The sequence below is a fragment of the Aurantibrevibacter litoralis genome (assembly GCF_034651555.1).
GTDB lineage: Bacteria > Bacteroidota > Bacteroidia > Flavobacteriales > Flavobacteriaceae > Aurantibrevibacter > Aurantibrevibacter litoralis.
In genome coordinates this window covers 222,493-237,649 of sequence record NZ_JAYEEQ010000002.1, presented here as the reverse complement: position 1 = coordinate 237,649, position 15,157 = coordinate 222,493, and the positions used below count along the sequence as shown (strand labels likewise).

The window sequence follows — 15,157 nt, the reverse complement described above, 5'->3', positions numbered from 1 at the left end:
ATTTCCATGGATGGCTAAAGGGTTTTATACCTACGGCTTATTACAAAGCGCTGTCTTGTATTTCCTTAACTACATCGGGATCTAGTAGCGTACTGGTATCGCCCATATTGGCGGTATCCTTACCCGCTATTTTCCGCAAAATGCGACGCATTATTTTTCCGCTTCTGGTTTTGGGCAATCCGGTAACGAATTGAATTTTCTCCAACTTTGCTATCGGTCCAATGTGCTCCGCAATATGTTGATTTATTTCCTTTCTTAGGTTGTCTCTGTCTCTACTTTCTCCGGTTTCCTTTAGGATTACAAAACCGTATAGGGCATTCCCCTTAATGTCATGTGGAAATCCTACAATAGCCGATTCGGCTACCGCCGGATGTTCATTAATGGCGTCTTCAATGGGTGCTGTTCCTAAATTGTGTCCCGATACGATAATTACATCGTCTACCCTGCCTGTAATACGGTAATAACCTACGGCATCGCGCATGGCACCATCTCCTGTAAAATACATGTTTTTGTATGCCGTAAAATACGTATCCCGATACCGATCGTGATTACCCCAAATGGTACGTGCCATAGAAGGCCATGGAAATTTTATGGAAAGTCGGCCTTCTACTTGATTTCCTAGTATTTCATTGCCCATCTCATCCATAAGTGCGGGTTGTATACCAATAAACGGAAGTGTAGCATAAGTTGGGGTAGTGGGTGTAACGTAGGGAATGGGCGTAATCATAATTCCGCCGGTTTCGGTTTGCCACCACGTATCTACAATAGGGCTGTGTTTTTTCCCTATATTGTTATTATACCAGTGCCAAGCTTCCTCGTTAATGGGTTCGCCCACAGAACCTAACACTTTTAGGCTTGAAAGATCGTGTTTTTCTACAAAGTCTAAACTTTCTTTCGCTAAGGCTCTTATAGCTGTTGGTGCCGTATAAAACTGATTTACTTTGTGCTTTTGTATCACCTCCCAAAATCTGCCGTGATTGGGGTAGGAGGGAACTCCTTCAAATAGCACGGTAGTTGCCCCATTGGCTAAGGGACCGTAAACAATGTAGCTATGTCCGGTAATCCATCCAATATCTGCCGTACACCAGTACACATCTTCTTCTCGGTATTGAAACACGTTTTTAAAGGTATAGGCAGTATATACCATATATCCTGCTGTGGTATGTACCATACCCTTGGGTTTCCCAGTAGATCCGGAGGTATATAAAATAAAAAGCGGGTCTTCGGCATCCATAATCTCTGCCTTGCATTCGGAAGATGCCTTATCTAACAGTGGTTGCAGCCATTGGTCTCTTCCTTCTAAAAGTACCACCTCTGTGTGTGTGCGCTTTGCTACAAGTACTGTTTTTACGCCGGGACAGCTTTCTAGGGCTTTATCTACGATACCCTTTAGGTCGATGCTTTTAGCGCCTCTGTAAGAGCCATCGGCGGTTACCACCATTTTGCAATCCGAGTCGTTTATTCTGGTGGCAATGGCATTGGCCGAAAATCCAGCAAAAACCACAGAGTGAATAGCACCTATTCGTGCACAGGCCAAAATAGTGACCACCAACTCCGGAATCATAGGTAAATACACGCAGACGCGATCTCCTTTTTGTACCCCATGATCCTTTAAAACGTTAGCCATTTTACAAACTCTTTGGTGCAATTCGCCGTAGGTAATTGGAAGCGATTTTTCAGCCGGATCGTTCGGTTCAAAAAGAATGGCAGTTTTATCTTCTCGGGTAGCCAGATGCCTGTCTAAACAATTTTCTGTGATATTGAGTTTAGCTCCGTCGAACCATTTTACTTCCGGTTTGGAAAAATCCCAATGCAGTACCTTGTCCCATTTTTTTCGCCATAAAAAATGCTCCTCTGCAATTTCTTCCCAAAAGGCTTCGGGATTGCGTACCGATTTTCGATACACCTGATAGTATTCTTCCAAATGTTTAATGTGGTAATTACTCATGATATCTAAAACTTATATTCGCTAAGGTTATAAAAATAAGAAAAACAGCCGAAACACTGGTAGTTATTAATGGTCTATAGCATCCGGAACACCGCTTGGAATACGAATGTCTTCTACAATTTCTTGTACTTCAGGTGGCGGTTCCTGCGTAAAGCGCATCACAATCAGTGCCACTAAAAAATTGGCTACCATGGCTACAGAACCAAAACCTTCTGGCGATATGCCAAACCACCATTGGGATGCATCTGGTATTTCTCCTAGCCAGCCAAGTTTAAATTTCGCCATATAAAATAACATCAAAGATATGCCTACAATCATTCCTGCTACGGCACCCTCTTTGTTCATTTTTTTATAGAATATGCCTAATACAATGGCCGGAAAAAAAGAGGCGGCCGCCAGTCCAAAGGCTAAGGCCACTACGGCTGCAACAAAACCCGGAGGGTGTATGCCAAAATATCCGGCAATAATTACCGCAAACGTGGCTGCGGCTCTGGCCGCCCATAACTCCCCTTTTTCTGAGATGGTTGGTTTAAAAACTTTTTTGATTAAATCATGCGAAATGGAAGAAGAAATCACTAGAAGCAATCCCGCAGCCGTAGATAACGCAGCTGCTAGTCCACCTGCTGCAACCAAGGCGATAACCCAGGCGGGCAGATTGGCAATTTCCGGATTGGCCAATACCATTATATCTCGATCTACGGTTAATTCGTTTCGTTCAGGATCGGCTACATAGGCTATTTTGCCGTCGTTGTTTTTATCGTCAAAAATAAGGAGGCCTGTTTTTTCCCAATTACTGAACCATTGCGGCATTGCACTATATTCCTGATTGCTTACCGTTGTAATCATGTTTGTTCTGGCAAAGACAGCTACGGCCGGTGCAGTGGTATAGAGTATGGCTATGAGGAGTAGTGCCCATCCCGCAGATTTTCGGGCATCGCGTACGCGTTTTACCGTAAAAAAACGGACAATAACGTGCGGGAGCCCAGCCGTGCCTACCATTAGGGCTAGGGTAATAGCAAAAACGTCTAAAAGAGATTTTGAACCCGAGGTGTATTCTGCAAAACCAAGTTCTGTAGAAAGCCCGTTCAATTTGTCTAATAAATACACTCCGGAACCATCGTTTACGGTAGCGCCCATGCCCAATTGGGGCACCGGGTTTCCGGTCATTTGAATGGAAATAAAGATAGCCGGAACCATAAAGGCAAAAATGAGCACACAATATTGGGCCACTTGGGTATAGGTAATACCTTTCATGCCCCCCAAAACGGCATAAAAAAGGACAATGACCATGCCTATAATGACGCCAGTATTAATATCAACCTCTAAAAATCGGGAAAAAACGACACCAACGCCGCGCATTTGACCGGCCACATAAGTAAAAGAAACTATTAATGCACAACAAACCGCAACGATTCGCGCTGTTTTGGAATAATAGCGGTCTCCTATAAAATCGGGTACTGTAAACTTGCCAAATTTTCTGAGGTAGGGTGCCAAAAGTAGCGCCAAAAGTACATACCCGCCGGTCCATCCCATGAGATATACCGAGCCGTCATAGCCGGCAAAAGAGATGATGCCTGCCATGGAAATGAAGGAAGCGGCAGACATCCAATCGGCCGCAGTAGCCATACCATTAGCCAATGGTGAAACACCGCCACCCGCTACATAAAATTCTTTAGTTGAGCCCGCTCTGGACCAAATGGCAATGCCTATATACAGCGCAAAAGTAATTCCTACTAACAGATACGTCCAGGTTTGAACATCCATAATTTTAATATTTTTTATCTAAAAATGCTCCGATCCAGACATAGGGGAGATGAAGACATAGGTTTTATTAATTTTCGAAATGATACTTCTTGTCTAATTTGTTCATTAAACGTACATATACAAAAATGAGGATGACAAAAACATAAATAGAGCCTTGTTGTGCAAACCAAAAACCCAATTGAAACCCACCAATTTTAATTTCATTGAGCAGATCCTTAAAAAGAATACCTGCACCGTAAGATACCAAGAACCAGATAGATAAAAGGATGGTTAAATACCTTACATTTTCTTTCCAATAGGCGGTGGCTTTTTTTTGTTTTTCTGACATGTGCGTTTTCTTTTTTATTCGACTTACGAATATACTGTTTTGTATGCAGCTATTTTGAATTCGTTTTTCTTTTGTTTTTCATCGGTAGACTAGCTGGGATCATAAATTACGCCGCTTGATGAATCTCGCAAGGCACCGGTAACTGAACGCATGACATTCATTTTGTTTTCTATACGCAACACACCCATCAACGCAAAAATTAATGCTTCTTTATTTTCGATCAAGGTTTTGGAAGGCACCTCAACTTGGGTTGTTGTACCTAATTTATCTTTTAAAGTTTGTATCAGAAATCCATTAAGGGCACCACCTCCTGTAACGAGAAGTGTACTTTTTTCTTTTGAAGAATGACGCTTTATTTGGATGGCGATTTGCTCACAGATATGATGGGTTGCTGTATGTAATAGATTTTCAAGTGTATCTTGGGTTTCTTCAATAATTGGGATAACTTCGGCAACAAACCATTCATAACCAATTGATTTTGGGTAGCTTAACTGATAATAGGGCAACTGATTTAATTGGTATAACATGGTAGGGTTAAGGCTGCCTTGTTTGGCGATATCGCCATTATTGTCATACGCTAAGCCTACTTTTCGGGTGATATGGTTCAAAATCATATTGGCAAGACCAATATCGTAGGCAATGCGCTCCTGCTGATGCGCAAATGAAATATTGCTGATGCCCCCGAGGTTTAGACAAAAATCATATGCACTAAAAAATAACTGATCGCCTATGGGAACCAGCGGAGCTCCTTGTCCGCCTAAGGCAATATCATTGGTTCTAAAATCGCAAACTACCTTTAGGCCACATGCATTGGCCAAATGCTGTCCGGAACCGACTTGAAAGGTAAATCCTTTCTGAGGTTGGTGGTGGGTGGTGTGCCCATGACTGGCCACAAAATCGACCTTTAGTGCACTCTTTTCTACAAATTTCTTGACTTGTGTACCCAACCAGCTTCCATAACTATTATGGAGACACAACAAGTCTTCAGCAGATAAAAATATGGCATTTTTTAACCGAGCCTGCCATGCAGCATCGTAGGTCACGCTTTGCGACTGTACGATTTCAAATTTCCATCGGCTATTTTGGTTCCAAATACGGCAATAGGCCATATCTAAACCATCCAAAGAAGTACCCGACATTAGACCCAGTACACAAACCATAGTTAAATTTGTTTTAGCATTACGGGGAACTTACCCGGAGCGATTTTTTTTCCTAAAAAATGTTGTGCTGCATTTTCTTGAAACGCCTGAAAATCTTGATATACAATTGCAATATAATCCAATTTTTCCATAGGTAGCAATGGCAACACATACGGATTTCCAAACAGATAGAGCACGGTGCTCTTGGAGGTAATGATGTCGTGAATAAAGTGTAACTCTTCAATTAAAAAATCGAAATTGTTGAGGGGTTTAACCTTGGGTGGAAACAGGGCTAAAAGTACCCGATCTGCTGTTTGGATTCTGGTGTTTATCGCTGCTAAAGGTGTTTTGCGCATTGAGAAATGCGCTAGTTTGTGGGTTTTGGTAATTTCTTCAAAGAAGAAATTAGGATCATCGTTGCCCACAGAAATTCCAACAAACTTTTCGTCTGTAAAAGCAGCACTATCCAGTTTGTTTTCGGGAAGTACAGTGAGGCTTTGTGCCGCAATTTTAAGGTGTAAGGCTGTAGCATCACTAAGCGATGAGTTCGGAAGAACCGTATGATGAAAGGCTTTTTCTTTCAGTTTCCAAATGCGTTCAAAACTGGTGTTAATAGCCTCTTTTGTGGACTTCTTTAAAATCGTAGCTATACCCTCGGTTATATGTTCGGCAAAGCAAAGAATGTCGTTTCCGGCATCAAAAGCCAGCCATTCCAATTCGCCTTTTATGGAGTGGGACTTGGATACGGCATGCATATTTAACGCATCGGAAATAACTACACCTTTAAACCCCATTTCATCTCGCAGTAATCCTGTTATTATAGCTTTGGAAATACTGGAGGAAAGGGTACTGCCACCAGCCAATGCGGGTACAGACAAATGCCCTACCATTACGGCATCGATACCCTTTGCTATAAGTTTACGAAAGGGGTACAATTCATTTTCCCAAAGTTCTTGCTTTGATTTTTCAATTAGGGGCAGCCCCAAGTGGCTGTCCGTTGCGGTGTCTCCATGACCAGGAAAATGTTTTATAGCGCATAGAATACCTTCGCTTTGCATTCCTTGGATATAGGCCAGGGCTTTTGTGGTCACCAAATCTTTGTCTTCTCCAAAAGAGCGATACCCAATTACAGGGTTATTGGGATTGCTGTTTATGTCTACTACAGGAGATAAGTTCCAGTGTATACCTGCTGCTTTGCAGTCTTTTGCAATGTTTTTGCCTAGTTCAAAAATTAGATCTTCATGACCATCTAAAGCACCTAAGGTAATGGCATACGGATATTGTGGGGTGTTTTCGATGCGCATGGCCAGACCCCATTCGGCATCGATGCTTATTAAAAGCGGGTATTTGGCGGCTTTTTGGTAGCGCGCGATTAAAGATTTAAGTGTGGAGAAACTATCCTGATTATACACAATTTTCTTTTTGCCCTCAAAATTGGTTGCAGCACTGGCTCTGCTGTGAAAAAAACAGAGTCCCCCCACATGAAATTCCTGTATTAGCTTTTCTAATTGGCAGATTTCGGATTCTGAATCATTAATAAAAGCAGCTGGCATAAATAATTGTCCCACTTTTTCTGCATAGGACAAGGTTTCTTGGGCTTTAAAGTACGGCACTAAACTAGACATCGGTTGGTTTTGTTTTTTTGCCAAAATCGGCAGGGTAGCTAATAAATTTCAGGAGGAATAGAGAGGGTAAGGCAGCGATAACCACCCAAATAAAAAACCCGCCGTAGCCCAGCCATTGCTGAATATACCCACTAATCATTCCGGGAAGCATCATGCCCAAGGCCATAAACCCGGTGGCTATGGCGTAGTGCGATGTTTTCGATTTCCCGTCGGCTACATAAATAAGGTACATGAGAAACGCTGCAAAACCAAATCCATACCCAAATTTTTCAAAAACGACTGTTGCAGATACTGCCAAGATATTAGTGGTTTTGGTAAGTGCCAACAGCGCATATAAAGCGTTGGGAATATTAAGAGAAAGCACCATAGGCAACATCCATTTCTTAAGCCCGTCTCGCGAAATTAAAATCCCCCCTAAAATTCCTCCGATAGAAAGCATGATAACACCTGCTGTACCGAAAATGGTGCCCAATAATTCTGTAGAATATCCGAGTCCACCCACCTCTGGCTTGTCCAGTAAGAAGGGAGCAGCCATTTTTACCAGTTGCGATTCTCCTAGGCGATAGGTTAATATAAAGGCCAAAGCAATGCCGATATTTGGTTTTTTAAAAAATGAAACAAAAACCTCGAGAAAACCTTTGGGACGTTCGGTAACAATAGCCTCAGATGATTCGTATTTGGGAGTTACAAAAAAATTAGTAAGGGTTAGTAACAACATCAAAATAGCTGCTGCAATCATAGTCATGCTCCATGCTTTGGTATTATCACCGTAGTAATTTTCTAGAAATCCTGCGGCGATAACGATCAATCCTTCACCGGTTACCATGGCTAGGCGGTAAAACGTACTTCGCATGCCCACAAAAAAAGATTGTTTTTTTTCGGTAAGCCCAAGCATATAATATCCGTCTGAGGCGATATCATTGGTAGCAGAGGCAAAGGCAGCCATCCAAAAACACGCCAGCGTGGTAATGAAAAACATATTGGTGGGCAGGGTAAGCCCAACGCCTAAAAGAGCGAAAGCAATGAGCAATTGCATGGCTAAAAACCAATTGCGTTTGGTACTTTTAAGATCTACGAACGGACTCCATAAAGGTTTTAGAACCCAGGGCAGATACAGCCAACTCGTATACAGGCCAATATCCACATTACTTACCCCTAATTTTTTGTACATGATTACCGATACAGTAACTACCAACACGTAAGGTAATCCTTGGGTAAAATAGAGTACAGGCACCCAAGCCCAAGCCCATTTATCTTTTTGAATCATTGTGAATAGGTTGTTTTAAAGATAACACAAGCGGTTCGGTTTCTAGTCCAAATTTGTCAATAAAAGTAAGGGCGATATAGTTTTTGTTTTTGATTTCATGGCTTGCAAGGCTAATACTGTTCTGCGTTCCTATTGATTTTTTAACCCTTAATTTTTGCATTGGATATTCGGTTTTCCCTTTTTTTCCAGACAAGAATATTAGTGCGTGCCGATAGGATTGGATCCCCGAAAATGTCAGGGTTACAGAATCTGATGCCTTAGTTAAAGACAAAAGGCTGGGTTTCTGTGCTGGTATTGCTGGCACATAAGGAGAAGCCGGTGGTAAGGCAGGTGTCTTGTAATACTTCCTTTTAAGATATGCGACTACATCGGCATTATTTTGCATTAAACTTTTGGCGCTAAAATAAACATTGCCTTGTACCGATTTTTTTTGGCGCGCCCATTTAATTTGTTCGGGAAGTTCTTTTTTTCGATGCCAGGCCAGATCGCTATTATTTCTTATTTTATAGGCTCCGTTCCCGATGTATAAATTGGTTTCGTACCTGTTTTTAGTCCACCAATCGACTATTTTTCGATGAGAGGCTACGGGGAGATCCATACTCCAATATGCCTGAGGTACGAGATAATCAATCCAGCCTTTTTCCATCCAAAGCAATGGATCTGCATAGAGGTCTTCGTATGTGGTTTGTCCGGCTTGAGTATCCGAGCCTTTCGGATCTGTAGATTTGTTTTTCCATACACCGAAGGGGCTAATGCCAAACTGAACCCAAGGTTTTCTCGCTTTAATAACCTTGTGTACATTTTTCACCAAAGAATCTACATTGCTTCTACGCCAATCCGCTATGGATTGATGAGGTAGGGCATGTGCGGTATAGGTTGCGGTATCGGCTAAGACTTCGTCTTTAATTTTGTAAGGATAAAAATAGTCGTCAAAATGAATGGCATCTACATCGTATTTTGCAACTACCTCTTCCATAATAGTGGTTAAATGGTGTTGTACCTCAGGAAGTCCCGGATTGTAGTAGTATTTAGCGCCGTATTTTAACATCCAATCCGGATGTTGAAAAAAATCGTGCGTCGGACTCAAAATAGCCGTATTTTCATTCATCGTGGCTCGGTACGGATTTAGCCATGCATGAAATTCCATACCACGGTTATGGGTTTCCCTTATCATCCACCGCAAAAGATCTTCATTTGTTTCCGGAGATTTGCCTTCGGCCCCTGTGAGGAATCGCGACCAAGGCGCTAATTCGGTTTTGTAGAAGGCATCCCCGGCGGTACGTATTTGTACGATGGCTGCATTAAAATTTAAATCGGCATAAAAATCCAAAATATCGATGAAATCTGCCTTTTGTTTTTCAATGCCATCCGTACTGCTTTTGGGCCAGTCGATATTGGCTACCGTGGCAATCCATACACCCCGAAACTCCGATCTAGGTTGCGGAATTCCTGATTGAAATACAGTGCAAGAAGTGCTTAAAAGTAAAAGAAGTAATCCAGTTTTTTTGAACATTCGTAGCGAAATATAAAAAGACCTATTTAAAAAATAAAATAGGTCTTTTGGATGTGTACATTGTACGTTAGTTAAAAATATATCGTACAAAGCCTTCCATGGCTTCGTATTCTGCCATACCTAATGCATTGTATTTTCTGGCTGTTTCCTGATTTCGCTGTTCGGCTCTTTGCCAAAACTCTCGGGAATCGTTGCCCGGAAACATGGCGGCATCTTTTTGGGATTGATGCTTAAAAATGGCATTTTTCTTTCTAGACATATCTTTTGGGCCAATGGGGATTGTCATTTCCATATCGGCTATATCCCATTCTTGCCAAGCACCGCGGTACAGCCACACATAGCAATCATCTATCCATTTTACCTTGTCTTTAACTAATCGATCTAAGGCACTGAAAATAATTTGAAGACACACCCTGTGCGTACCATGGGGATCCGAGAGATCTCCTGCTGCAAAAATTTGATGCGGTTTTACCTTGTTAAGAAGGTCTATAGTAATCGCTATATCTGCTTCTGTAAACGGATTTTTCTTTACTGTTCCGGTTTCGTAGAACGGCAGGTTCTGAAAATGAGCATTTTTTTCATCCACTCCGCAATAGCGACAGGCGGCTAAGGCTTCTCCTTTACGGATTAACCCTTTAAATTTTTGAATTTCAGGACTATCTATTTGTCCCGGTTTTTTATGACTCAGAAATTCGCGTACCTTTTTAAATTGCTGCTCAATTTCGGTATTATCTTTTTGAATATCTCGGGCAAAGTCCATAAATCGGATGACTTCATCATCGAATACGGCAATGTTTCCGGAAGTTTGATAAGCAACATGCACTTCATGCCCTTGATCTACCAACCGAAGTAATGTGCCACCCATAGAGATTACATCGTCGTCGGGATGTGGACTGAAAATTATAGATCGTTTTGGAAACGGACTTTTTCTTTCGGGCCTATTGCTGTCATCGGCGTTGGGTTTGCCACCGGGCCAACCGGTAATGGTACGTTGTAACTGATTGAATACTTTTAGATTGATATCCTCGGCAGAGCCAATTTCGGCAATTAAATTACCCATACCATATTCGTTATAATCTTCGTTGGTTAGTTTTAGTATGGCTTTGCCCAGTTTTTCGGACAACCAAATGGTAGCTTTTTTAATAAGCTTATCGTTCCAGTTACACTCTCCCACCAACCACGGGTTATTTATTCGGGTCAGTGCAGATGCGGCTGCTTCGTCTAAGATAAAGTGGCAGTTTTTGTGTTGCTGCAGAAAAGTAGCCGGCACCGATTCTCTAATTTCTCCTTCTACCGCTTGCTTTATAATTCCTGCTTTTCCTTCTCCCCAAGCCATGAGAATAATTCTTTTGGCATCCATAATGGTGCCTACTCCCATGGTAATGGCTCGCGAAGGCACATTTTCATGGCCAAAAAAGTCGCTCGCTGCATCCAATCGGGTTACTCTATCTAGGCGCACTAATCTCGTTTTACTTCGTATAGAAGAACCCGGTTCGTTAAAGCCGATATGCCCCGTACGTCCAATTCCTAAGACCTGAATGTCGATACCACCTGCTTTGGAAATCTTTTTTTCGTACGCCTCACAAAATGCTCTTACATTTTCTTTTTTTAAGGTACCATCGGGAATGTGTATGTCTTTTTTATCGATGTCAATATGATCAAACAAGTGCTCATTCATAAATCGCACATAACTGTGAATAGAGTCCCGTTCCATCGGAAAATATTCGTCGAGGTTGAAGGTGATTACGTTTTTGAAACTCAATCCATCCTTTTTGTGGAATTGAACAAGGTACTCATAAACTTTTATGGGCGTAGAACCTGTAGCAAGACCTAAAACCAATTTTTTACCTTGTTTTTGTCGCTGCTTTATCAAGTTAGCTATTTCCTGCGCAACAAAGTAGGAGGCTTTTTCCGAACTTTCATGGATGACTGTCTCGATTTTTTCAAACTTTCTAGATTCCTCCTCTAAAAGGATGCTGTTCTTCGCTGTTTCTTTAATGGTACTTGCCATATGAGGTGTTTTTTAATGTTTTTTTTTGACGCTACAAAGGTATAAAAAAAAGCGATATGTTGCTGTTTTGTGCTAGTATTTTTGCAATTTTATGCAATATTAACATTTATTTAAAATTAAAACGGTAAAAAACAGCAATTCAAAAATTTTATTATCTTTGTTTTTTTTAAAAGTACAACATGAAGCCGAATCTGCATGCTTAAGGAGGAAAGACATCAAACTATTTTAAACGAGGTAGAACTACACAATAGAGTATTGCTCACAGATATAGCGGAAATATTGGGGGTGTCTATAGATACTGCCCGTCGCGATGTAAAGGAATTAGATGAGGAGAATAAGCTAAAAAAGGTTCACGGCGGCGCTATCTCGCTTAGTTTCACCAATTACAGTCCCGGTCATCATATTTATGCCTTACCCCAAAAGACGCAAATTGCAGAAAAGGCCGTTGCACTTTTAAAAGATGGCGGTGTTATTTTAATAGATGGTGGCACCACGTGTTTGGAGTTGGCACGTTTAATACCAATAAAGTTAAAACTTACCTGCTTTACATTGAGTTTGCCCGTTGCTATGGCGCTACTATCTAAACCCAATGTAGAGGTTATTTTTTTGGGCGGGGTAATTTCTAAAGAAGCGCAAATTGCTACAGGAGCCAAGGCCGTTCAGCATCTTTCTGAAATAAAGGTTGATTATTCCTTTATAGGTACAGGATATGTAGATGCAAATTACGGTCTTACGGAATTTGACTGGGATATTGTTCAGCTTAAAAAAGCAGTTATAAAAGCGTCGAAAAAAGCCATACTTTTGTGCATTTCAGAAAAATTAAATTCGCAACATCGGTACAAAACCTGTGAGCTAAATGAAATACATACCCTTATTACGGAGTTAGATCCTGAGGATACATTACTCAAACCATTTAGAAACCAACAAATACATCTTTTATAAAAATGTCAGAATACATTAAAATTACAGAATTACCTTCTCACTACACAAATTTAGAAACGATGGATACCAATTCCATTTTGTGTGGAATAAATGAAGAGGATAAAAAAGTAGCACAGGCGGTAAGCGTGGTAATACCGCAAATTGCGAAACTTGTTGATGGATTGGCACTACGGTTTGCGCAGGGAGGGCGTCTTTTTTATATAGGAGCGGGGACAAGTGGCAGATTAGGAATTTTAGATGCTTCCGAAATTCCGCCTACCTACGGCATGCCCCACGACCGCGTTATTGGGCTTATGGCTGGTGGGGATAAGGCTATACGAAAATCTGTTGAGCATGCAGAAGACGATACGGAACAAGCTTGGAAGGATTTGCAGGCATTTGGTGTAAATCAGCACGATACCATAGTGGGTATTGCTGCATCGGGAACCACGCCTTATGTAATAGGAGGTGTGCAAATGGCTAAGTCAGCAGGATTGCTTACGGCATGCGTCACTAATAATCCCGGATCGCCACTCACAAAAGAAGTCGAAATTGCTATAGCGGTAAATGTAGGGCCGGAATTTGTTACAGGCAGTACCCGTATGAAAAGTGGTACCTCTCAAAAACTTGTTTTGAACATGATTTCTACAGCCTTAATGATTAAAATTGGTCGGGTGCAGGGTAATAAGATGGTGAATATGCAGTTGAGTAATTTAAAGTTAGTGGACAGGGGCACTCGGTTTTTGGTAGAAGAGTTGAAAATAGACTACAACGAGGCCGAAGCGTTGCTAACGAAATATGGTTCCGTAAAAGGAGCTATGGAAGCGTATAAATAGTTTAGTATTATTTTGGTTGTATTTTGGCTACCTCTTCGGGAGTTACCAGACCTTCACTGGAATTCCCCCAAGAATTAAGAATAAAGTTCATGACATCTGCTACTTCGGTGTCGTCTAAACCCATGGGCATCATAATATTGTTGTAGGTGACACCATTTACGACAATTTCGCCACGCTGACCGTATTTAACACCGGCAATGCTTTCAAAGCGATTGTTTTGCAAATAATCCGAATTGGCTAATGGCGGAAACACATTGGGTACACCTTCTCCTTGCGCCAAGTGGCAGTTAATGCAAAAATCGGCATAAATCTCGCTGCCCCTTTTCATGCTTTCCTTTAATGCATTATCTTGAAATAAAACGCCGGTTAAGATAAAAACGCCCAGCACATAAATGATAAATAGAAGTTTCATTTTTAATACGTTACATACAAATTAACCAAAGGAACTAATTTTGTCCGGTTGTTAAAATTTTCGAAGGCATAGCTAAATTATGGGACTAATAGATATTTTATTCAATTCCACATGTCTTTAGATTACCAGAATAAAGCTGTGCATTACCCACATATCTATTGAGGTTTTAAAGCAGGTAAAACCTGAGATGAGCCGGCTTAATATAAAAAATGGCTACTATTTTGTGCTTTTAAACCTAGTTGTTGGGCAACAATTTATAAATGCCTTTGCCTTCAACCGCCACATAAATGAAGCCATCCGGAGCCTGTCTCACATCGCGAATCCTACCCATATCGGGTAATAGTTTTTCTCTGTAGGTCACTTTTTCACCATCCAATTCCAATCGTTCCAAATACTGAAAAGCAAGTGATCCTACCAATAGATTACCCTTCCATGTAGGATACTTATCAGAAGTTACAAATGTGATACCACTCGGTGCTATAGACGGAAGCCAATAATGTATAGGCTGTTCCAGCCCGTCCATGGCGGTTTTGTCGGTGATGGGCGTACCGCTGTAATTGATGCCATAGGTGATTACAGGCCAACCGTAATTGACACCTTTTTGGATTACATTAAGCTCATCGCCACCTCTAGGGCCATGTTCATGATCCCATATTTTTCCCGTTTCCGGATGTTTTACCAATCCTTGGGGGTTTCTGTGCCCATAACTGTAAATTGCTTTTTTTGCATCACTCTGATCCACAAAAGGATTATCTGTAGGGATGCTACCATCATCATTAAGACGATATATTTTCCCCCCATCTCGGGTAACATCTTGTGGATTCACGTCCCTATCGCCTCTGTCGCCTATAGAAAAATAAAGATACCCTTCATTATCAAAAGCAAAGCGTGATCCAAAGTGCTGCCCTTTAGTAGTATTGGGTGTTGCTTTGTAAAGCAATTGGGTGTCAACAAGGGCATTGTCTTTCAATTTGGTTCGTATAATAGCAGTGTTGCCCCCTTTGTCATCTCCATCAGCAGAGGCATAGGACATATAAATCCAACCATTAGATTGGTAGTTCGGATGTAAGGTTATATCTAATAATCCACCTTGGCCCCTATTGTAAACTTCCGGTACATTTTTAATTTCAGTACGAATACCGTCTTTAAAATGTATTAAAATTCCGGCCTTTTCAGTAACCAGCATACTACCGTCCGGCAAGAAGGTCATACTCCACGGAATTTGGAGATCTCCCAGTACTAATTCTGGTGTAAAAACAGCTTCTTTGGGTTCATTTACTTTATTTTCAGCTTGTTGAGCGCAAGCAGAATTATAAAGAAAAATAAAAAAGGTTACTAGAAATATACGATGTCTCATAATAGAACGTTAATAAATAATAATTAATTAGGTATT

The 15,157-nt window shown here is 41.2% G+C and carries 12 protein-coding genes; 2 read left to right on the top strand and 10 right to left on the bottom strand.

The features are described 5' to 3' along the window. Positions 1–40: 40 nt before the first annotated feature. The 8 genes from acs to nagB form a co-directional block, all read right to left on the bottom strand. Positions 41–1,948, bottom strand: a complete 1,908-nt coding sequence (gene acs / locus U1E44_RS03065) for an acetate--CoA ligase (protein ID WP_322929574.1) — start codon at positions 1,946–1,948, stop codon at positions 41–43. 66 nt (positions 1,949–2,014) lie between these two features. Beyond that, on the bottom strand, positions 2,015–3,712 hold the full coding sequence (locus U1E44_RS03060; protein WP_322929573.1) for a sodium:solute symporter family protein: 1,698 nt from the start codon (positions 3,710–3,712) through the stop codon (positions 2,015–2,017). A gap of 67 nt (positions 3,713–3,779) precedes the next feature. Continuing rightward, on the bottom strand, positions 3,780–4,040 hold the full coding sequence (locus tag U1E44_RS03055; RefSeq protein ID WP_322929572.1) for a DUF4212 domain-containing protein: 261 nt from the start codon (positions 4,038–4,040) through the stop codon (positions 3,780–3,782). A gap of 89 nt (positions 4,041–4,129) precedes the next feature. Then, the gene (locus tag U1E44_RS03050; RefSeq protein ID WP_322929571.1) at positions 4,130–5,200 is read right to left on the bottom strand and encodes an anhydro-N-acetylmuramic acid kinase; all 1,071 of its coding nucleotides are present in this window, start codon (positions 5,198–5,200) and stop codon (positions 4,130–4,132) included. Positions 5,201–5,202: 2 nt separating this feature from the next. After that, on the bottom strand, positions 5,203–6,804 hold the full coding sequence (locus U1E44_RS03045; protein WP_322929570.1) for a glycoside hydrolase family 3 protein: 1,602 nt from the start codon (positions 6,802–6,804) through the stop codon (positions 5,203–5,205). Beyond that, positions 6,797–8,071: an MFS transporter gene (locus U1E44_RS03040; protein WP_322929569.1), complete on the bottom strand. Its 1,275-nt coding sequence runs from the start codon at positions 8,069–8,071 to the stop codon at positions 6,797–6,799. The genes U1E44_RS03045 and U1E44_RS03040 overlap by 8 nt, the downstream gene beginning before the upstream one ends. Beyond that, positions 8,055–9,584 (bottom strand): glycoside hydrolase family 10-like protein, encoded by a 1,530-nt coding sequence (locus tag U1E44_RS03035; protein WP_322929568.1) that lies wholly within the window; start codon positions 9,582–9,584, stop codon positions 8,055–8,057. Before U1E44_RS03035 ends, U1E44_RS03040 begins: the two co-directional genes overlap by 17 nt. Before the next feature lie 67 nt (positions 9,585–9,651). Next, positions 9,652–11,595 (bottom strand): glucosamine-6-phosphate deaminase, encoded by a 1,944-nt coding sequence (gene nagB, locus U1E44_RS03030; RefSeq protein WP_322929567.1) that lies wholly within the window; start codon positions 11,593–11,595, stop codon positions 9,652–9,654. 195 nt (positions 11,596–11,790) lie between these two features. On the opposite strand from nagB, the gene U1E44_RS03025 reads away from it, so the two are divergent. Together U1E44_RS03025 and U1E44_RS03020 are read left to right on the top strand one after the other, a co-directional pair. Beyond that, a complete protein-coding gene (locus U1E44_RS03025; protein WP_322929566.1) occupies positions 11,791–12,537 on the top strand; it encodes a DeoR/GlpR family DNA-binding transcription regulator in 747 nt (248 codons plus the stop codon). Between the two features lie 2 nt (positions 12,538–12,539). After that, positions 12,540–13,352: an N-acetylmuramic acid 6-phosphate etherase gene (locus U1E44_RS03020; protein WP_322929565.1), complete on the top strand. Its 813-nt coding sequence runs from the start codon at positions 12,540–12,542 to the stop codon at positions 13,350–13,352. A gap of 7 nt (positions 13,353–13,359) precedes the next feature. On the opposite strand, the gene U1E44_RS03015 is transcribed toward U1E44_RS03020, so the two are convergent. Beyond that, complete coding sequence (locus U1E44_RS03015; RefSeq protein ID WP_322929564.1) at positions 13,360–13,764, bottom strand: c-type cytochrome; 405 nt, start codon at positions 13,762–13,764, stop codon at positions 13,360–13,362. Between the two features lie 235 nt (positions 13,765–13,999). Next, the gene (locus tag U1E44_RS03010) at positions 14,000–15,121 is read right to left on the bottom strand and encodes a PQQ-dependent sugar dehydrogenase (protein WP_322929563.1); all 1,122 of its coding nucleotides are present in this window, start codon (positions 15,119–15,121) and stop codon (positions 14,000–14,002) included. Positions 15,122–15,157 lie beyond the last annotated feature (36 nt).